Origin of the sequence: Rhizobium tumorigenes (genome assembly GCF_003240565.2) — a bacterium.
Taxonomy (GTDB): domain Bacteria; phylum Pseudomonadota; class Alphaproteobacteria; order Rhizobiales; family Rhizobiaceae; genus Rhizobium; species Rhizobium tumorigenes.
Window position 1 is genome coordinate 3,481,978 of sequence record NZ_CP117255.1, and the last position, 17,529, is coordinate 3,499,506.

The 17,529-nt window shown below is 61.2% G+C and carries 18 protein-coding genes and 1 pseudogene; 8 read left to right on the top strand and 11 right to left on the bottom strand.

Annotated features, from left to right (window positions below; all coding sequences use genetic code 11):
• The first annotated feature begins 29 nt into the window (after positions 1-29).
• Positions 30-1,334, top strand: a complete 1,305-nt coding sequence (locus PR017_RS16925; RefSeq protein ID WP_111216113.1) for a DUF3422 family protein — start codon at positions 30-32, stop codon at positions 1,332-1,334.
• Between the two features lie 139 nt (positions 1,335-1,473).
• Here PR017_RS16925 and PR017_RS16930 read toward each other — a convergent pair whose 3' ends face one another.
• Together PR017_RS16930 and PR017_RS16935 are read right to left on the bottom strand one after the other, a co-directional pair.
• Positions 1,474-1,698 (bottom strand): DUF3072 domain-containing protein, encoded by a 225-nt coding sequence (locus PR017_RS16930; protein ID WP_111216115.1) that lies wholly within the window; start codon positions 1,696-1,698, stop codon positions 1,474-1,476.
• A 51-nt stretch (positions 1,699-1,749) separates the two neighbouring features.
• Positions 1,750-2,745 carry an aldo/keto reductase gene (locus PR017_RS16935; RefSeq protein WP_111216117.1) on the bottom strand — a complete coding sequence of 332 codons (996 nt, stop codon included), beginning with the start codon at positions 2,743-2,745 and terminating at the stop codon, positions 1,750-1,752.
• 121 nt (positions 2,746-2,866) lie between these two features.
• Here PR017_RS16935 and PR017_RS16940 point away from each other — a divergent pair, with 121 nt between their 5' ends.
• Both PR017_RS16940 and PR017_RS16945 read left to right on the top strand, forming a co-directional pair.
• Positions 2,867-3,757, top strand: coding sequence for a LysR family transcriptional regulator (locus PR017_RS16940; protein ID WP_111216119.1), 891 nt, complete (start codon positions 2,867-2,869; stop codon positions 3,755-3,757).
• Positions 3,758-3,820: 63 nt separating this feature from the next.
• Positions 3,821-4,432: a hypothetical protein gene (locus PR017_RS16945; protein WP_111216121.1), complete on the top strand. Its 612-nt coding sequence runs from the start codon at positions 3,821-3,823 to the stop codon at positions 4,430-4,432.
• On the opposite strand, the gene PR017_RS16950 is transcribed toward PR017_RS16945, so the two are convergent.
• Together PR017_RS16950 and PR017_RS16955 are read right to left on the bottom strand one after the other, a co-directional pair.
• Positions 4,422-4,865, bottom strand: coding sequence for a GNAT family N-acetyltransferase (locus PR017_RS16950; RefSeq protein ID WP_111216122.1), 444 nt, complete (start codon positions 4,863-4,865; stop codon positions 4,422-4,424). The genes PR017_RS16945 and PR017_RS16950 overlap by 11 nt on opposite strands.
• Positions 4,866-4,878: 13 nt before the next feature.
• Positions 4,879-5,829, bottom strand: coding sequence for an aldo/keto reductase (locus tag PR017_RS16955; RefSeq protein WP_111216124.1), 951 nt, complete (start codon positions 5,827-5,829; stop codon positions 4,879-4,881).
• Between the two features lie 174 nt (positions 5,830-6,003).
• On the opposite strand from PR017_RS16955, the gene PR017_RS16960 reads away from it, so the two are divergent.
• Positions 6,004-6,990: a Gfo/Idh/MocA family protein gene (locus PR017_RS16960; RefSeq protein ID WP_111216912.1), complete on the top strand. Its 987-nt coding sequence runs from the start codon at positions 6,004-6,006 to the stop codon at positions 6,988-6,990.
• 9 nt (positions 6,991-6,999) lie between these two features.
• Here the strand turns inward: PR017_RS16960 and PR017_RS16965 are convergent, their stop codons facing one another.
• Complete coding sequence (locus PR017_RS16965) at positions 7,000-7,374, bottom strand: GtrA family protein (RefSeq protein ID WP_111216126.1); 375 nt, start codon at positions 7,372-7,374, stop codon at positions 7,000-7,002.
• 265 nt (positions 7,375-7,639) lie between these two features.
• Here PR017_RS16965 and PR017_RS16970 point away from each other — a divergent pair, with 265 nt between their 5' ends.
• Positions 7,640-9,481 carry a hypothetical protein gene (locus PR017_RS16970; protein ID WP_111216127.1) on the top strand — a complete coding sequence of 614 codons (1,842 nt, stop codon included), beginning with the start codon at positions 7,640-7,642 and terminating at the stop codon, positions 9,479-9,481.
• 29 nt (positions 9,482-9,510) lie between these two features.
• On the opposite strand, the gene PR017_RS16975 is transcribed toward PR017_RS16970, so the two are convergent.
• Positions 9,511-9,741, bottom strand: coding sequence for a hypothetical protein (locus PR017_RS16975; protein WP_111216129.1), 231 nt, complete (start codon positions 9,739-9,741; stop codon positions 9,511-9,513).
• A 222-nt stretch (positions 9,742-9,963) separates the two neighbouring features.
• Between PR017_RS16975 and xseA the strand changes: the two genes are divergently transcribed.
• Positions 9,964-11,571: an exodeoxyribonuclease VII large subunit gene (xseA, locus tag PR017_RS16980; protein WP_111216131.1), complete on the top strand. Its 1,608-nt coding sequence runs from the start codon at positions 9,964-9,966 to the stop codon at positions 11,569-11,571.
• Between the two features lie 11 nt (positions 11,572-11,582).
• On the opposite strand, the gene PR017_RS16985 is transcribed toward xseA, so the two are convergent.
• On the bottom strand, positions 11,583-12,080 hold the full coding sequence (locus PR017_RS16985) for a MarR family winged helix-turn-helix transcriptional regulator (protein ID WP_111216132.1): 498 nt from the start codon (positions 12,078-12,080) through the stop codon (positions 11,583-11,585).
• Between the two features lie 78 nt (positions 12,081-12,158).
• On the opposite strand from PR017_RS16985, the gene PR017_RS16990 reads away from it, so the two are divergent.
• Positions 12,159-13,019: an EamA family transporter gene (locus tag PR017_RS16990; protein WP_111216134.1), complete on the top strand. Its 861-nt coding sequence runs from the start codon at positions 12,159-12,161 to the stop codon at positions 13,017-13,019.
• 19 nt (positions 13,020-13,038) lie between these two features.
• Here PR017_RS16990 and PR017_RS16995 read toward each other — a convergent pair whose 3' ends face one another.
• The 4 genes and pseudogenes from PR017_RS16995 to PR017_RS17010 form a co-directional block, all read right to left on the bottom strand.
• On the bottom strand, positions 13,039-14,292 hold the full coding sequence (locus PR017_RS16995; RefSeq protein ID WP_111216136.1) for an aminopeptidase: 1,254 nt from the start codon (positions 14,290-14,292) through the stop codon (positions 13,039-13,041).
• 105 nt (positions 14,293-14,397) lie between these two features.
• Positions 14,398-14,868 (bottom strand): annotated as a pseudogene (gene ybaK / locus PR017_RS17000) (Cys-tRNA(Pro) deacylase); the annotation flags it as partial.
• Positions 14,869-14,874: 6 nt separating this feature from the next.
• On the bottom strand, positions 14,875-15,225 hold the full coding sequence (locus PR017_RS17005; protein WP_111216139.1) for an ArsC family reductase: 351 nt from the start codon (positions 15,223-15,225) through the stop codon (positions 14,875-14,877).
• Between the two features lie 2 nt (positions 15,226-15,227).
• The gene (locus PR017_RS17010; RefSeq protein WP_111216141.1) at positions 15,228-16,289 is read right to left on the bottom strand and encodes a succinylglutamate desuccinylase/aspartoacylase domain-containing protein; all 1,062 of its coding nucleotides are present in this window, start codon (positions 16,287-16,289) and stop codon (positions 15,228-15,230) included.
• Between the two features lie 213 nt (positions 16,290-16,502).
• Here PR017_RS17010 and PR017_RS17015 point away from each other — a divergent pair, with 213 nt between their 5' ends.
• A complete protein-coding gene (locus PR017_RS17015) occupies positions 16,503-17,528 on the top strand; it encodes an ABC transporter substrate-binding protein (protein ID WP_240538822.1) in 1,026 nt (341 codons plus the stop codon).
• The last annotated feature ends 1 nt before the right edge of the window (position 17,529 follow it).

A 17,529-nucleotide genomic window follows, 5' to 3' on the forward strand; every position in this document is an offset into this window, starting at 1 on the left:
GGCCATCACGGCGGCTCGAGGGTAGCGAAGTGTCGAAGCGCAGTTTTTCCTTCCCCAGTGCCGAGATTCGCGCAAAGGCGATCGGTGAGATCCACTCCAGGCCCTATACGCTGCTCGCACTTCCGCGCGTCGTTTTCCAGATTGCCTTCCTGACGGAAGCAAATTTCACTGCCGACCACGCAATCCTCACGGATCTGTCGCTGGGGCAGGGTGTTCCGGCTCCTGCTGCCGATTCCAGCCATCATACGATGACCTGGGGTGGCGGCATGTTGCGCTGGGAGCGTCATACGGAATTCTCGACCTATTTCTGGGACACCCCGGCTCCCGCGAAATTCGGCGGTGATATCCCGATCAATCCTTTTGGATCCCGCTTTGTCGCGCCGGGGCCGTTCATCTCCGGTGTCCGCATCGAGATCCGGCCTGCCATAGAGGTATCGGTGGATGTGATCGAGAATTTCGACCTGACCAGTCTCTGTCAGAGCACCGTGGCGGACGGCAAGGCGACGATCGTGACCGACTTCCGCCAGGATGGCGATGGCCTCACCAAGTTCCTGATCCTCGACCGGGGCATGACGGATGCCGCACGTGGCATGCTCACCCAGCGTATCCTCGATATCGAGACCTATCGCACGTTGGCGATGATGGGTTTGCCACTTGCGCAGACCCTTTCCCCCGAGATCCGCCAGATCGAGAACAGCTTCACCGCCATCACCCAGGGCATGAAGCAGCACGCGCGTGACGAAGCAGATGCGATGCTCGCCGAGATCACCCGCCTTGCTGCCGAACTGGAGGCAAATGCGGCTCTGAGCCTCTATCGATTCGGAGCCAGCCGCGCCTATTACGACATCGTCCTTGATCGTGTCGCCATGCTGGCGGAGAAGGGGCTTCCCGGCAACGAGACGCTTGGCGCCTTCCTGCAACGGCGCCTGGCGCCGGCCATGCGAACATGCCAGTCCGTGGAAGTGCGGCAGGCCAACCTCTCGAGCAAACTGGCGCGCGCCAGCGGCCTGCTGCGCAGCTGGATCGACGTCGACCTGCAGAAGTTCAACACCGAAATTCTGGCATCTATGGACAAGCGGGCGCATCTGCAGCTGCGCTTGCAGCAAACGGTGGAAGGCCTGTCGGTGGCGGCCATTTCCTATTACGTCATCGGCCTGGTCGGCTATCTCGCCAAGGTCATCCACGCCATCGGTCTCGATATTTCGTCCGATACGCTGACGGGTGCCTCAGTGCCGTTCGTGATCGTCGGTGTCTGGCTTACGGTCCGGCGCATCCGGAGCCGGCATAGCGATGATCCCATGCGTGCATCAAACAAACCTCGCTCCATCAACTGAACACGCTCATCGCTGGAGAGGTGATGCTGGATTTTTTGATCTTCGCGCCTGGAACCTCAATGGAAAAGGCGGCGCCCGCTCTCGCTGACACCGCCTCGTTGTATCTCTCTATCGGTTGAACGCGACAACCGGCCCAACATTATTTCTGCATCCGGCTCTTGATCTCGTCGATACGCTTGGACGCTTCCGCCTTGGAGAGCTCTTCGGAAAAAGCATCCGGCTCGTGCGCCTGTTCCGTCAACGTTTTCAAATAGGACTTTTGCGCTCCGGTCATAGGTTCGTCGCCGGTGACCCAGTCGTCCGGATCCTTCTCCGTGTTGGAAGAAGGATCCGGATTGGTCTTAGGATTGTGTTCGTCTATCATTGCTAGCCTCCTTGTTTGTTCTCTTAACGTTCTTGAGGAGGCCAGGTTCCGTCAGCGCTTTGCATTCCAGGCCGCAGGTTTGCCATAGCGCGCCCCTGCGATCTTGTCCGGCGACAGCATGTGATCCAGTCTCGTCACGTCGTCCGCCGTCAGAACGAGATCGGCGGCAGCCGCGTTCTGCTCGAGATGGGTGATCTTGCGGGCGCCGGGAATGGGCACGATGAAATCGCCCTTGGCCAGAACCCAGGCGAGCGCCAGCTGCGCGGCAGTGGCTCCCTTTTCAGCTGCCATCTCCTCCACGAGCTTCACGAGCGCCAGGTTGGCAGCCATGTTGTCGGCTTCGAAGCGTGGCAGGTTCTTGCGGAAGTCGCCTTCCCCGAACTCGGAGGTGTTTTGGATTTTGCCTGTCAGAAAGCCGCGTCCAAGGGGGCTGAACGGTACGAAACCGATGTTAAGTTCGCGGCACGTATCGAGGATCTCCCCTTCGGGATCGCGGGTCCAGAGCGAATACTCGCTCTGTAGCGCCGAAACGGGCTGCACGGCATGGGCGCGACGGATATGCTCGGCGCTCGCTTCCGAGAGGCCGAAGGCGCGCACCTTGCCGGCCTTGATGAGATCGGCCACGGCACCGGCGGTGTCCTCGATCGGTACTTCCGGGTCGGGGCGGTGCTGGTAGAACAGATCGATCACTTCGACGCCGAGGCGCTTCAACGAAGCCTCCGCCACCTCGCGCACATGCTCCGGCCGGCTGTCGAGTCCGGACATGGCCTGCGAATCCGTCTTCGCAGGATCGATCCTGAAGCCGAATTTGGTGGCAATGGTGACCTTGTCGCGGACGCTCCTGAGGCCTTTGCCAACGAGGATTTCGTTGGCAAAGGGGCCGTAGACCTCTGCGGTGTCGAAGAAGGTGACGCCGATCTCGACGGCGCGGTGCAGGGTGCGGATGGCATCTTGCTCGTCCTGACCACCATAGGCATGGCTCATGCCCATGCAGCCGAGGCCGATGGCCGAGACGGTGAGTTCGGTTCCGAGTTTGCGGGTCTTCATGAAATTTCTCCTTGGGAACGGTCAGCCATGCAGGCGACACGATGCAACCTGCAAAATAGGGCAACCCAGCGCTTTTGAATATGGGTGCAAAAGGCAATGTGCTGTTCTATCATTTAGACCAATGAACAGGACTCAGCTTTCGCAATTGGCAGTTCTTGCCGCCGTCGCCGCGCATCGCAGCTTCCGGGCTGCGGCTAAGGAGCTGGCTATCGCGCCGTCGGCCGTCAGCCATGCCATATCGAGCCTGGAGGCGAGCCTCGGCGTCCGCCTTCTGGCCCGCACCACCCGCAGCGTCGCGCCGACGGAGGAGGGGCAACGCCTGCTGGAACGCCTGCGGCCGGCGCTCGATGAGATCGGCATTGCGCTGGAGGCGGCCATCGACGCGCGTGACCGGCCCGCCGGCAACCTGCGCATTACCGCGCCCCGGTTCGCCTCGGACATCCTGCTTGGACCCCGCATCGGAGATTTCCTCAATGCCTATCCCGATATCACGCTGGAGATTGCCAACGAGGATGGCTTCATCGACATCGTCGACCAGGGCTATGACGCCGGCATTCGGATGGAGGAAAGCCTCGATGCCGACATGATCGCTGTGCGCATCTCGCCTGAGATGCGCACAATCATTGCCGCCTCGCCGAGTTATTTCGCAAAGCATCCGATCCCCGTCCATCCCCGCGACCTCGTCGCACACCGCTGCATCAAGCGCCGCTTTTCGAACGGCGCGATCTATCGCTGGGAGTTCGACAAGGACGGCGAGTCTCTCGTGGTCTCGGTCGACGGGCCGCTCATCGTCGGCGAGGACAGGCTGGCGCTGCTGGCAGCTCTGAACGGCGCCGGTCTTGCCTATCTCTTCAACATCCGCGTCGAGGACGAGGTGGCCGGCGGGCGGCTGGTCCGGGTGCTGGAGGACTGGTGCCAGCCCTATCCCGGTCCCTTCCTTTATTATCCCAGCCGCCGGCAGCTGCGTCCGGCGTTGCGCGCCTTCATCGATTTCTTCAAGGTCGATGGCTGAGATGCAGAGTTTCGGGTGGCCGGCATGAAAATGCCGCTTACCCTGGCGGGGAGGAGAGCCTACATGAAAAGACCGGCATCGATGCGCGGGCTGGAAGATCTGGGGCGGGTGCGGCTGTCCGAAAACTTCTTCCTTCGCGACTTCCTGCATTCCGAAATAGGCACCCTTTACCGCATCCCGAATGTCCCTGATGACCCCGCCCTTGCCATCGCGGCCGGCAGTCGGCTTTGCGCCGACCTGCTGGAGCCCCTGCAAGCGACATTCGGAAGGTTGCACCTTCGTTCAGGCTACCGCTCGCAGGCGCTTAACCGCTTCGGAAACGAAAATAATTTGAACTGCGCTCGCAATGACGCCGCCGGCCATGTCTGGGACCTCAGGGATGCCGATGGCTTCATGGGCGCAACCGCCTGCGTCGTGGTCCCCTGGGTGTGGGATCGCTATCAGGCACCAGGCGACTGGCAAAAGCTGGCTTGGTGGATCCACGACCAGCTCCCATACGCCTCCCTGCAGTTTTTTCCGAAGCTCTGGGCCTTCAACATCTCCTGGCATGAGCGCCCGAAGCGATCGATCAGCAGCTACGCCGCGCCGCGCGGCATCCTGACCCGGGAAGGTATGGCCAACTGGTCGGGCGGTCATTCGGGGTCGTATGACGGCTTTCCGCGGATCAGAGCGTAATGCGATAGCGTATGTGGCCGTCGCTCTGGACGAAGCGGTCGTATAGCTTGCGGGCAGTGCTGTTGGTCTCGTCCGTATGCCAGTAGAGCCGCGTCCAGCCGCTCGCCTTGGAAAGCGCCACTAGGTCGTCCAGCAGCGCCTGACCTACGCCCTTGCCGCGCACTTCCGCGTCGACGAACAGGTCTTCGAGGTAGCAATCGAGACCTGAAGTCCAGGTACCTTCGTGGGTCAGGCAAAGGGCAAAGCCCATCACGACGTCATCGACAACGGCCACTCGCATGAAGATCGCCGACGCCGGGTCGAAAACCCGGCGCCATGTGAGATCGGTGATGTCGTCCGCGATGCCAACGCCATAGAAAGCGAGGTAGTCGGCCCAGAGTGCGCGCCAGCGGGCCTCGTCGTCGGGTCTGGCTTCTCGGATCGTCACCGTCATTTTGTCGTCCTCGTTATGCGCCTGCCTTGTCGAGCAGGTCCATTGCCTCAGGCGATAATGTCAGCTGCGCAGACTTCACCAAAGCCTCCAGCTGCGCAAGGCTGGTCGCTGAAGCGATCGGCGCCGTCACGGCCTTTTTCTGCTGCAGCCAGGCGAGGGAAATCTCGGCGGGAGCTGCCCCTGTCTCCTTGGCGACGGTATCGAGCGCCGACAGGATTCGAAGTCCCTTGTCGTCCAGATACTTCGCCACCCTGTCCTGGCGTGCCTTGCCCTCGGTGTCGGCCTTGCTGCGGTATTTGCCAGAGAGGAAGCCCGACGCCAGGCTGAAATAGGTGATGACGCCAATGTTTTCACGCATGCAGAGGTCGGCAAGCGGGCCTTCGAAACTCCCGCGATCATAGAGATTGTATTCCGGCTGCAGCACGTCGTAGCGCTGGACGCCGGTCTTTTCTGCGGCATCGAGCGAGGCCTGCAGTTGCGCCGCGTCGAGATTGGAGCAACCGACCGCGCGAATTTTGCCCTGCTGGCGCAGCTTGGCATAGGCACCCAAAGTTTCCTCGTAAGGCGTCTCCGGGTCGGCCCAATGGGATAGATAGAGATCGATATAGTCGGTCTGCAGCCGCCTCAGCGAATCTTCCACCGCCTTCAGGATGTAGCTTTCCTTCAGGCCCTTCTTGTCGGGCCCCATCTCAGAACCGACCTTGGTGATGATGATCGCCTTGTCGCGCGCCACATGCCCCAGTTTCAGCCACTTGCCGATGATCTCTTCAGAATCGCCACCTTTGTTGGTGGGCACCCAGCGCGAATAGACGTCGGCCGTATCGATGGTGTTGAAGCCGGCGCCGAAGAAGGCGTCGAGAATATCGAAGGACGTCTTCTCATCGGCAGTCCAGCCGAAGACATTGCCGCCGAAGACAATTGGCGAAATTGAAAGTCCTGTTTTACCGAGTGGGCGCATCTGCATGCCGCTCTCCTGAATGAAGTGGGACGCTGAAAAATTGGCACAGCGCTAAGCCGCCCTGCCTATGTAGGGCCTGGACGTCGTTAAGGAAACCGGACGTCGGTGAATTGCCCCGCCGGCGTTGCGCGCTACCTCAACGCTGCCTATGATCGGGCGATAAAGGATGAGGAGATATCGATGATGCGTTTTGGAATTCTATCGACTGCCAAGATCGGTCGCGAACTCGTGGTGCCCGCCATTCAGGATGCGGAGAACTGCGTGGTCACCGCTGTTGCCAGCCGCGAGCTCGCCCGCGCCCGCGAAATGGCGGACCGCTTCTCCATTCCGCACGCCTTCGGCTCCTACGAGGAGATGCTCGCCTCCGATACGATCGATGCTGTCTACATCCCGCTGCCGACATCGCAGCATGTCGAGTGGTCGATCAAGGCCGCCGATGCAGGCAAGCACGTGCTCTGCGAAAAGCCGATCGCCCTCAAGGCTGCCGAGATTGACAGCCTGATTGCCGCCCGTGATCGCAACAAGGTGCTGGTGAGCGAAGCCTACATGGTGGTGTATACGCCGGTCTGGAAGAAGGTAAGGGAACTGCTTGCCGAGGGCGCCATCGGCCGCCTGCGGCATGTGCAGGGCGCTTTTACCTATTTCAACCGCGATGCCGGCAACATGCGCAACATTCCAGCACTCGGCGGCGGCGGCCTCCCTGATATCGGCGTCTACCCGTCGATCACCACCCGCTTTGCCACGGGCAAGGAGCCACAGCGCATCCAGGCGGTCACCGAGCGCGATCCCGAGTTCGGCACTGACATGTACTCCAGCGTCAAGGCCGATTTCGGCGACTTCGAGATGAGCTTCTACATCTCGACGCAGATGGCCAGCCGGCAGATCATGGTCTTCCACGGCACGGACGGCTTCATCGAGGTGAAATCGCCGTTCAATGCAGATCGCTATGGCGCTGAAGAGGTCGAGCTTGCCAATCGCAGCCATGGTCAGTCGCAGATCTTCCGCTTTCCCGACAGCCGCCAGTACAAGCTGGAGGCAGAGGCCTTTGCCGACGCTGCTACCGGTGGGGCTGCAGAGGTGGTGACGCTGGAAAGCTCGAAGAAGAACCAGGCGATGATCGACGCGATCTATCGCGCCAGCGAAAAGGATGGCTGGGAAACAGTCTGATCTCGAAGCTCAGCGGCGGAAGACGAAGCGGGAATAGCCGAAAAAGCTGAACGCCGTCGCCGCCGCCGAGGCCATTACCAAGGCAAAGGTCGGACGCAGGATCGGGATCGTGATCAGAAGCCCGGAATAGATCCCGTAGTTGATCAGCGCCGAAACGACACCAACAGAGCCATACCGAAACCCTTCGACGGCCAGCGATTGGCTGGATTTTTCGAAGGTGAAGCTGTGGTTGAAGAACCAGGTAGCCAGCATCGCCGACGGAATGCTGATGGCACGGGCCCCAAAAGGCCCGATCGGCGTGTAATGCAGCAGCAGCATCAGCAGGCCGCCATCGACCACGAAGCCGATGCTGCCGGCGATGGCAAACCAGAACAGTTTCTTCATGCTGCACCGCTGTGGCTGCAATCGGGGGCCAGGCGTAAGTGGACGATATCGGTGGTCAACGGCTGTAGCATCGGCGTGGTCGCTCGTTCATAACGTCGTTGGTGCGGTGGCCGGTGCAAGGCGCATCAGCAACCGGTGTCTCCCCACCGACCATCCCACCAATTCGTCAATATTTCCTGACGGATGGTGGCCGCTGACTTTACGCTTTCTTGAGGCTGGACCGGTAGTTTCGTCTCTGCAGCAAGTAAGGGTACGGGATCACGACATGACTGGTGTGACGGATATGCGGCCGATCCAAGGCATCGACGGAAAAACAGCAACCGCGTCGCTCTGGTCGAGCGCTTGGTTCTTGACGCTGGCCTACAGTCTGGTGGTTATTCTCGTCCTGCTGTTCCTCAACCGCAATGCCGTCGATTATATCGGTGCCGACAACGACGACGCCATGCGCCTCGTCGAAGTTCGCGACCTGCTTGGCGGCCAGGGCTGGTTCGACATGATGCAATACCGGCTAGGCCTCGGCGGTGGGACGCTGATGCACTGGTCCCGCTTCATAGACTTGCCAATTGCGAGCCTGATCGTGTTATTCCGCCTGTTTGCGTCCCCTGAGCGCGCGGAAGTGCTGGCCGTCACTGTCTGGCCTCTATTTCTCGTGTTGCCGTTCATGGCTAGCATGGCGCTCCTCGGGCGCCGGCTGGGTGGGCTCCCGGGCCTGCACGTCACGCTTGTCCAGACTGCATTTTTGATCATCACCTCCGTTCGCTACCTGCCAGGATCGATCGATCACGACAATGTCCAGCTTGGGCTGGTGGCACTGATCGTCGCCATGCTGGTCGACGAGCGGTTTCGAGCCTCGAGCTTTGCCATTGCAGCGCTGGCCTCAGCCCTCGCCATCGGCATAGGCGCCGAAACGACGCCTTTCGTTGCCGTCGCCTGCATGGTGGTCGCAACGCTCTGGGCCTGGGAGGGAAAGGTTTTCGCACCGGCCGCCGCAGCCTTCGCGACGACCTTGACCGTCGCCATCAGCGCTGCTTTCTTCGCAACGGTGCCGCCGCATTTCTATTCCATGGTGACCTGCGACAATCTTTCGCTCGGATTTTACGGCATCACCGCTGTTGGCGGGGTGGGGCTGCTGCTTTCAGCGCTGTTTGCCAGCCACCTGCCACGCCGGGCACGGTTTGCGGTTTTGGTTGCAAACGGTGTCGCCGTGGCAGTCGCCACAGTGCTGCTTGCCCCGCAGTGCCTGGGCAACCCGCTGGGTGGCCTCGATCCGATGCTGGTTGAACTCTGGCTCAACAGCGTCAGCGAGGCGCAGTCCATCGTGACGCTCAGCGCTACGGAACCGACAGCGCTCGGCGCATTCTATGCCGTCGGCCTGCTCGCAATCGCGGTCTGCGTCCTCAGGATTGTCCGTCATGAGAGGCCGCAACTGCACGCTGTTTTGCTGGCGCTGCTCGCGGTCAACTGGATCATTGCGCTGGTGCAGGTACGTGGTGCAGTCTTTGCCAACCTGCTCGCCATTCCGCCGCTGACGCTTTTCGTCCTCGACCTCAGGCGTATTTCCAATGCCGATTCCGAAGACATTCGCGCAGCATTCTTTTACGTAGTCGGAGTGCTGATCTCGGTACCTGCGGTCTGGGCGGTCGGTGGTGGCCTTGCCGATAGCAATGTCGGCAATATCTTCTCGAAGACGCCGGCCATTGCAGATGTCGCAGCCGACCAGAGCAAATGCTCCTCGAAGGACGCTCTCGCTCCGCTCGCAGCGCTTGATCCGGGCGTGGTCGTCGCGGCCTCAAACCTGGGCTCACCGATCCTGCGGTTTACGCGGCATCGTACGCTGTCGGGCCCCTACCATCGGGACGCTGATGGGATGCTGGCGGAAATGAAGATCGGCCTTGCCACGCCGAAGGATGCGCAGGCCCTGATGCAGCAGGCCGGTGTGACGCTGCTTGCGTATTGCGCAATTGATCCGCAAGTCGAAAAGCTGTCGCAGCGAAGCCCGGACGGCCTCTATGCGCAAATAGCAAAGGGCAACGTCCCCGCCTATCTGGAGCCATTCTCTGTAAAACAGGGTCCGGACATAAAGTTCTTTCGCGTCAGGCAGCCCTGAAGCCCGGTCTTCTGATGGCTGCGGCCAGCCTAGGCGACGCGAGGCTTCTGCAGCAGGAGAAGCAGGGCAACCTGCCCTGCAAAGGCTGAATTGAAGCCTGCAATCGCCAGCAACAGTGAAACAAGGGAAGCTCCTGCCGGAGACAGCAATGCCGCGGCAGCGAAGGCGACACCTATCAAGGCGGCCGAAAGCACTATGCTTGCAACGGACCGCGTCAGGGACACGGCAACGCCGATTGCCAAGGCAACCACGAAGACCATCTGGGAAACTCCTGTAGAAGATAGTCCCGGATATACCCGGATCTCCCTAAGAAACGCTGAAGCAGCTTGTTCAAAGTGTTTGCAAAGGCCGAAAACTGCGTCGTTCTATAACAGGACAAGCTCAATCTTCTGATCTTGTTAATGGCTTGCCGGATGGCCGAAAACTGCGGGTGAAGGTCGTGGGATGGCTGATCTTGGCGCACAGTTGCGTTAAAAGAATGCATGAGTAGCTTATTCGAAAATGATTCGCCATCGAACCTCGCGGAATATTCGGTCTCCGAATTGTCCGGCTCGATCAAGCGCACGGTCGAAAATGCCTTCGACCAGGTGCGGGTTCGTGGCGAGATTTCCGGCTATCGCGGCCCGCACTCTTCCGGGCACGCCTATTTTTCGCTGAAGGACGACCGTTCGCGCATCGACGCGGTCATCTGGAAGGGAAGCTTCTCCAAACTCAAGTTCCGCCCGGAAGAGGGCATGGAAGTCATCGCCACCGGCAAGGTCACCACCTTCCCCGGATCCTCGAAATACCAGATCGTCATCGAGACCCTGGAGCCGGCCGGCGCCGGCGCCTTGATGGCGCTGATCGAGGAACGCAAGCGCAAGCTCGGCGCCGAAGGCTTGTTCGACGCCGATCGAAAGAAGCCTCTGCCTTTCATGCCGAAGGTGATCGGCGTCGTCACCTCGCCGACCGGCGCTGTCATCCGCGATATTCTGCACCGCATCGCCGATCGCTTTCCGGTGCGTGTGCTCGTCTGGCCTGTAAAGGTCCAAGGCGAGGGATCCGGGTCGGAAGTCGCCAACGCCATCCGTGGTTTCAATGCGTTTGAGCGCGGCGGCGACATGCCGCGTCCGGATGTGTTGATCGTTGCGCGGGGCGGAGGCAGCCTCGAGGATCTCTGGAGCTTCAACGACGAGATGGTCGTGCGCGCCGCAGCTGAAAGTATCATCCCGCTAATCTCCGCTGTCGGCCACGAGACCGACTGGACGTTGATCGATTATGCGGCCGATGTGCGCGCGCCGACCCCGACAGGCGCTGCCGAGATGGCCGTGCCGGTGAAAGCCGACCTCGAGGCGCAGGCAGCAGGCCTTTCCGCCCGTCTGCGGACCGGCATCCGTCGCCATATGGATCATCACGGCCAGGCGGTGCGGGCGCTGGTGCGCGCGCTGCCGTCGCTCGATCAGCTGCTGGCATTGCCGCGCCGCCGCTTCGACGAGACGGCCGCAGGCCTCGGTCGCGGTCTCGAACTGAATACCCTCAACAAGCGCCGCAGTTTCGAGCGCGCCGCCGCGCACCTGCGCCCCGAGGTTTTGTCGACCCGGATTGCCGAGAAGCGCCAGAAGCTCAACGAGCGGATGGTGCGCGTCGAGCGTCGCGTCGAGCGCCTTCTCCTCGACGGCCACAAGCGTATTTCCAACGCCGACGTTGCGATGCGCGGCGTGCCGGCGCGGTTGACTGCCCAGAGCCGCAGCTTTCGCGACCGTCTGGCCAACCTCGGCCGGCATTCCGATACAGCGATCTTGCACAGGCTCAGCATGGCCAAGGGTGCCATCGCTGCCCAGGACCGCATGCTGCAGTCGCTGTCCTACAAGAATGTCCTGAAGCGCGGCTATGCTGTCGTGCGCGATGAGGAGGATCGCCCGCTCTCGTCGGCCGCGCTGCTGTCAGCCGGCCAGGCGATGTCGCTGGAGTTTGCAGACGGCCGTGTGGCTGCGACCGCAGGGGAGGGGATGGACACGCCGCCGGCCGCGCCCGTTCCTCCGATGAAGAAGCGCGCCGCAAAACCGGCGGCGATACTTGCCGATGGTGAGAAACAGGGCACCTTGTTCTGAGATTCGCGTCGCTACTCCGCAGCGGCCGGTTCGAACTGCGCGAGATAGCGAGCGAGAAGTCCGTCCAGCGCTGCAAACTCCTCCGCGCTAAGGCATGCGGTGATCCTCTGCTGGTTCGCCACATGCGCCGCCACGGCATCCTCGATCACCGACAGTCCCTTGTCCGTCAGGCCTATCAGCACGCTTCGGCCATCCTGCGGGTTGGAAAGGCGGGCGACAAGCCCCTGTTTCTCCAGCTGGTCGATGCGGTTTGTCATGGTTCCTGACGTCACCATGGTGGCGGCGATCAGTTCGCCTGGAGAAAGACGATAGGGCGCACCGGCTCTCCGGAGCGTCGCCATGACGTCGAAGCTCGCGGGTGACAGGCCATGTCCGGCAAGGGTCGTCTCGACCTCGCGCATGAGATGGCTGTGAAGGCGACCGAGCCTCCCGAGCAGGCCCATGGCCGCGGTGTCCAGATCCGGCCGCTCTCGGCTCCACTGCTCCAGAATTCTATCGACATGATCCATGCAGCCACTATGGCAAAATTTATCTTGACGTCAAGATTTAGGGATCTATCTTGAAGTCAAGATAAATGGAGATATGCCGTGTCCCGCCTTCGCGATATTGGCCTGACGGCGCTTGCTCCCGCCATATGGGGATCGACCTACATCGTAACGACGCAGTTGCTGCCGGCAGGAATGCCGCTGACGGTGGCGACGCTGCGTGCCTTGCCGGCAGGGCTCCTGCTGCTGGTAATGGTGAGGGAGTTGCCGCAGGGCGCATGGTGGTGGAAAAGCCTCGTGCTCGGCCTGCTCAATTTCTCGCTGTTCTGGGCTCTCCTGTTCGTCTCCGCTTACCGCTTGCCCGGTGGCGTGGCCGCAACCGTGGGCGCGGTGCAGCCATTGATCGTCATTGCCATTTCGCGCCTTGTCATGGGAACTTCGGTGCGCCCGCTTGCTATCGTGGCCGGCATTGCGGGGCTTTGCGGCGTGGCACTGCTGGTGCTACGGCCGGGTGCGTCGCTCGATCCTGTCGGCATCGCCGCGGGACTTGCCGGCGCTCTCTCGATGGCTTTCGGCACGGTCCTCAGTCGCCACTGGAAGCCGCCTGTATCACCCCTGACCTTCACGGCCTGGCAACTCACGGCTGGGGGTCTCATGCTGGCACCTGCAGCACTTCTGCTGGAGCCGGGTTTGCCGCCGCTGACGATCGCAAATCTTGCCGGGTTTCTCTATCTCGGGCTGGTCGGCGCGGCCTTCACTTATATCTTGTGGTTTCGCGGCCTCCGCATCATCGGCGCGCCGGCGGCATCAGCGCTGGGCTTCCTCAGCCCTCTAGTGGCAGTCCTTCTCGGCTGGAGCCTGCTGGGCCAAGCACTCGATGAGGTGCAACTGGCCGGTGTTGCCGTCGTGCTGGCCAGCGTCTGGGCAAGCCAGCGCGCGTCTCGTGCCCAAGGGCCGAAATGACGCGCGCAACGCTCTTAAATCAGGCCCATTCGGCCTTGCGCATCACAGGTACGCGCGTGCCGTCCGGCTTCACCCCGTCGATATCGACCTTGTCCGAGCCGATCATCCAGTCGATGTGGATCAGGCTGGAATTTCCGCCCTGCGCCTTGACCTGTTCCTGCGTCAGCGACGCGCCGTCTAGGAAGCATTTCGAGTAGCACTGGCCAAGCGCGATATGGCAAGACGCGTTCTCGTCGAACAGCGTGTTGTAGAACAGGATGCCGCTGGCAGAAATCGGCGACGAATGCGGCACCAGCGCCACTTCACCCAGCCGTCGCGCGCCGTCGTCGGTGTCGAGCACTTTATTGAGCACTTCCTCGCCGCGACTGGCCTTGGCCTCGATGATCCGGCCTGCTTCGAATTTCACCTGGATATTGTCGATCAGCGTGCCGCCATGCGACAGCGGCTTGGTGCTCGAGACGTAGCCGTCCACTCGCAGGGCATGCGGCGTGGTGAAAACCTCTTCCGTCGGGATGTTCGGGTTGCACGTCACGCCGTTCTTCGCCGTCGAGGCGCCGCCATGCCATTCATGGCCGTCGGCAAGGCCGATGGTGACATCGGTGCCCGGGCCAACGAAATGCAGGCTGGCAAAGCGCTGGTCGTTCAGCCAGCCGGAGCGGACGCGCAAATTGGCGTTGTGCTCCGCCCAGGCGGCAATCGGATCCTCGACATCAACGCGCGAGGCAGCAAAGATCGCCTTAGCGAGCTTGGCAACCGCGATCGGCTCGGGATCGTTCGGGAACACCAGTCGTGCCCAGGATGGGTTCGGGTAAGATACGATGTTCCAGTTGATGTCAAAATTGGAGATCTTCTCCAGCGCCGGCTTGTACGCCGTCGAATTGGCGCGGTTTGCACGGGCCACCTTGGCCGGGTCTTGGCCGGAAAGCAGCATCGGGTTGTCGCCGGAGACGGCAAGCCGGGCTGCACCGTTAGCGAAGGCATTGGCCATGCCGTCGTAGAGCCAGCCGGCGGCGCGGTCGAAGCTTTCGTCGCTGCCGTTTTCATAACGGGCGAGCGTAGCCTCTTCGTCGGCATAGAAGGAGGTCACCAGACCGGCGCCTTCGATATAGGCGTGCCGGGTGATGCGGCGGACCAGCGGCATAGCGGCGACCGGCGCGGTGATGACCAGATCCTGGCCCTTCTGCAGCTGCAACCCGACCTTGATGGCCACTTCGGCAAGCTTGTCGAGCTTGACGGGATCGATGGTGTGGGCGCTCTGGGAAACGGATGTCATGGGAACCTGCCTGCTGGGTAATGCGAAGGCACAAGACTTAAACCCCATTGCGGCGAAAATGAAGCTTGCCAGCAGTCAAATCGCCAGCGGATCGGCAGAAAGAAATCAGGCGACGAGCGGCACCGCAACTGCTTTCAAAACCGCAAGAGCGTCTTTCGGATCGAGCCGAACTTGCAGGCCGCGTTGTCCGCCGTTCATGAAAACATAGGCCTCGTCCATGGCACTGACTTCGATTGCCGTCGGCACGACCTTCTTCTGGCCGAACGGGCTTATCCCGCCGACATGGTAGCCAGTCAGCCGCTCCGCATCGACAGGCTTTATCATATGGGCCGACTTGCCGCCAAAAGCTGCGGCCAGCTTCTTCATGCTGACTTCGTGATCCGAGGGCACCACAACGCAAACCGGCTTGCCATCGACTTCCGCCATCAGCGTCTTCAGAACCCGATGTGGCTCCTCACCCAAGGCCTCTGCCGCCTGCAGTCCAATACGCTCGGCGTTCGGATCGTAGTCGTAAACATGGGTGGTGAAAGCGATCTTTGCCTGGCTAAGGACTTGCGTCGCCCGGGTGGTTTTCGACGTGGATCAAACCTTGAAAAGAGCTTCGTATTCGCCCGGCTTGAATCCTGCCAGCAATTTGCCGTCCGCTTCCAGCACCGGCCGCTTGATCATCGAGGGCTGGGCCAGCATCAGCGCAGTGGCTCTTTCGGCGTCGAGACCGGTCCTGTCGGCCTCGTCGAGCTTGCGAAAGGTGGTGCCGGCGCGGTTGAGCACCGTCTCCCAACCGGCTTGCCTGATCCACCCTTGCAGGTGCTCGCGGTCGATGCCTTCCGCCTTATAATCGTGAAAACGGTACGAGATGCCGTGGGCGTCCAGCCAACTGCGCGCCTTCTTTATCGTGTCGCAGTTCTTGATGCCGTAGATCGTGACGCTCACGCTCAGTTCTCCAGTGTGCCGGGCTTGCGAACGACGCTGCTCGGAGCGTCGCAGCCGATCTTCATCAGATCCGCGCCGCGCCGCACCAGGCGGTCGGAGACGCGGGTGACGATCAGTCCGGCCTGCGGCGCGACGATATCCAGCGTGCTGTCGGGCATGCCGGGTGCAGTGATGATCGTCGCGAGAATGTCTCCCTTTTCGACGCGTTCGCCGATATTGCGGTGGAAGAGCACTGTGCCGGCGACTGGGGTTCGGATCATCTCGATATTGTCGAGCGGCACGACCGGCCCGGTAAAGGCGGCAAGGCGGAGATCGTCGTCGCGGACTATGCCGCGGGCGGCGAGGAAATTCCACAGGCCATCGGCGTCCTTTCTCGCCATTTCGGGATAGACGTCTCGGGTACCGCGCAGTTCGACCGTAACCGACAGTTTGCCTGGCAGCCGATGCTTCTTTTCGCCCGGCACCTCGTACTTCCAGGCATAGCTCACGGCCTCCTCGAAGGCGGAGCTCTCCCCGTCGGACAAAAGCACCGCCTCCATCTCGAGCGCTGCGGCGAGATCGGAAGCCTCCGGCCAGAAGGCGCTGTCGATGTAGGCGTATTGCAGCGATTCATCGTCGCAATGGAGATCGATGACCAGGTCCGCGCCGAGCGCCATGTGGATAAGCTGGCGCTTCAGACGCACCACAGCCGGCAGGCGGTCGAGATTTTCCAGCAGCTTGCCGCGGTCGCCAAGTGCGATCAGCGGAAAGTCACGGTTGAAATTGGTGCGCGAGCCGAGCTCGAAGCGCCCTTCCATGCCGCCGAACAGCGATTGTGCCGCACCGACGGGATTGGCATGCGGGACGACGACGATGTCGCTCTGGATACCGCCACTGACTTCTGCCGCCCGCAGTTTCTCGCAGAGAAAATGCAAAAGCGCGGTGCCCGGCAATTCGCCGGCATGCAGCGCCGCCTGGATATAGACCTTTGGCGCCGAAGGATCGGAGCCGGCAAAATGCAGCACAGGCAGCTTCCAGGCGATGCCCGGCGTATCGCCCTCAATGACGATCTCGGTAACGTCCATAGATGCGGCTCCCTGGCTAGTGACAAAAGGTTCATTAGCAAGCAGGCTCCCCCGCCGACAAGCGCTTTCGCTATGAATCGGGCAGGCGGAGTGAGGTAGCGCTGCTGAACTGGAATAAATATGAGTGCACGACTCTTGTTTTTATCCCGACGGAATGGTTATACCGCGCAGACAATCTCACATTGCCGCAGGGCCAAGAGCAGGATGTTTTCCGTGACCGTATTCAGATCTTTTCTGACCGCCATTGGTGTTTGCCTCGTGCAGGTTTTCGTGAGCCACCCGGCGCTTGCCGCGGCAACGAAATATCCGCTTATGATCGACAACTGCGGTGCAAAGATCACGATAAGCAAGGCCCCTGAGCGTGCTATCGGGCTCGGGCAGAACAGCGCCGAGATCATGCTCTTGCTCGACCTGCAGGACAGGATGGCAGGTACCGCGTTCTGGCCGAGCAAGGTCCTTCCGCAGCTTGCCGAGGCCAACGCCAAGGTGAAACTCCTGACGGTGGAGTTCCCGACCTTTGAAACGATCCTCGCCGAAAATCCCGATTTTGTCGCTGCCGCGCTGCCGAGCCTCGTCGGGCCCAGCAGCAAGGTCGCCAAGCGCGAGGATTTCGACAAGGTTGGCGTCCCCACGTACCTCTCGCCGAGCACCTGCCTCAGCACAGAGAAGGTCAAGAACGAGTATGGCAGCCGTGACCAGCTGTGGAACATGGATCAGCTCTACAAGGAGATCGACGAGCTATCGCAGATCTTCGATGTAGCAGATCGTGGCCAGGCGCTGATTGCCGATTTGAAGACGCGTGAAGCAGCCCTGCGCGCGAGCGTTTCGAAGGATGGCAAAAAGCTATCCTACGTCTTCTGGTTCTCCAGTCCCAGCCCGTCTGCAGACGCCTATGTCGGCGGCAAGAACGGCGCATCTGGCTTTATCGCCGATGTGCTGGGCGGCCGAAATGCCATCGAGGCTGAAGCCGAATGGCCAACGCTTGGCTGGGAGAGCATTATCGCCGCCAACCCGGACGTCATCGTCGTCGCCAATCTCGACCGCAACCGCTGGGAACTCGACAAGCCGGAGGCGAAGATCAAGTTCCTGACCAGCGATCCCGCCGTCAGCCAGATTGCAGCCGTCAAAAACAAGGCCATCGTCGTCATGGACGGTCAGGCGATGAACCCGACAATCCGCACCATCTATGGTGCCGAACAGGTGGCGACCCAGATGAAAGCCGTCGGCCTTTTAAAGTGAG

What these genes read in the sequence shown, in the direction of transcription:
- PR017_RS16930 (WP_111216115.1), bottom strand. Translation starts at nt 1,698, where the DNA reads ATGATAGACGAACACAATCCTAAGACCAATCCGGATCCTTCTTCCAAC.
- PR017_RS16935 (WP_111216117.1), bottom strand. Translation starts at nt 2,745, where the DNA reads ATGAAGACCCGCAAACTCGGAACCGAACTCACCGTCTCGGCCATCGGC.
- PR017_RS16940 (WP_111216119.1), top strand. Translation starts at nt 2,867, where the DNA reads ATGAACAGGACTCAGCTTTCGCAATTGGCAGTTCTTGCCGCCGTCGCC.
- PR017_RS16945 (WP_111216121.1), top strand. Translation starts at nt 3,821, where the DNA reads ATGAAAAGACCGGCATCGATGCGCGGGCTGGAAGATCTGGGGCGGGTG.
- PR017_RS16950 (WP_111216122.1), bottom strand. Translation starts at nt 4,865, where the DNA reads ATGACGGTGACGATCCGAGAAGCCAGACCCGACGACGAGGCCCGCTGG.
- PR017_RS16955 (WP_111216124.1), bottom strand. Translation starts at nt 5,829, where the DNA reads ATGCAGATGCGCCCACTCGGTAAAACAGGACTTTCAATTTCGCCAATT.
- PR017_RS16960 (WP_111216912.1), top strand. Translation starts at nt 6,004, where the DNA reads ATGATGCGTTTTGGAATTCTATCGACTGCCAAGATCGGTCGCGAACTC.
- PR017_RS16965 (WP_111216126.1), bottom strand. Translation starts at nt 7,374, where the DNA reads ATGAAGAAACTGTTCTGGTTTGCCATCGCCGGCAGCATCGGCTTCGTG.
- PR017_RS16970 (WP_111216127.1), top strand. Translation starts at nt 7,640, where the DNA reads ATGACTGGTGTGACGGATATGCGGCCGATCCAAGGCATCGACGGAAAA.
- PR017_RS16975 (WP_111216129.1), bottom strand. Translation starts at nt 9,741, where the DNA reads ATGGTCTTCGTGGTTGCCTTGGCAATCGGCGTTGCCGTGTCCCTGACG.
- xseA (WP_111216131.1), top strand. Translation starts at nt 9,964, where the DNA reads ATGAGTAGCTTATTCGAAAATGATTCGCCATCGAACCTCGCGGAATAT.
- PR017_RS16985 (WP_111216132.1), bottom strand. Translation starts at nt 12,080, where the DNA reads ATGGATCATGTCGATAGAATTCTGGAGCAGTGGAGCCGAGAGCGGCCG.
- PR017_RS16995 (WP_111216136.1), bottom strand. Translation starts at nt 14,292, where the DNA reads ATGACATCCGTTTCCCAGAGCGCCCACACCATCGATCCCGTCAAGCTC.
- PR017_RS17010 (WP_111216141.1), bottom strand. Translation starts at nt 16,289, where the DNA reads ATGGACGTTACCGAGATCGTCATTGAGGGCGATACGCCGGGCATCGCC.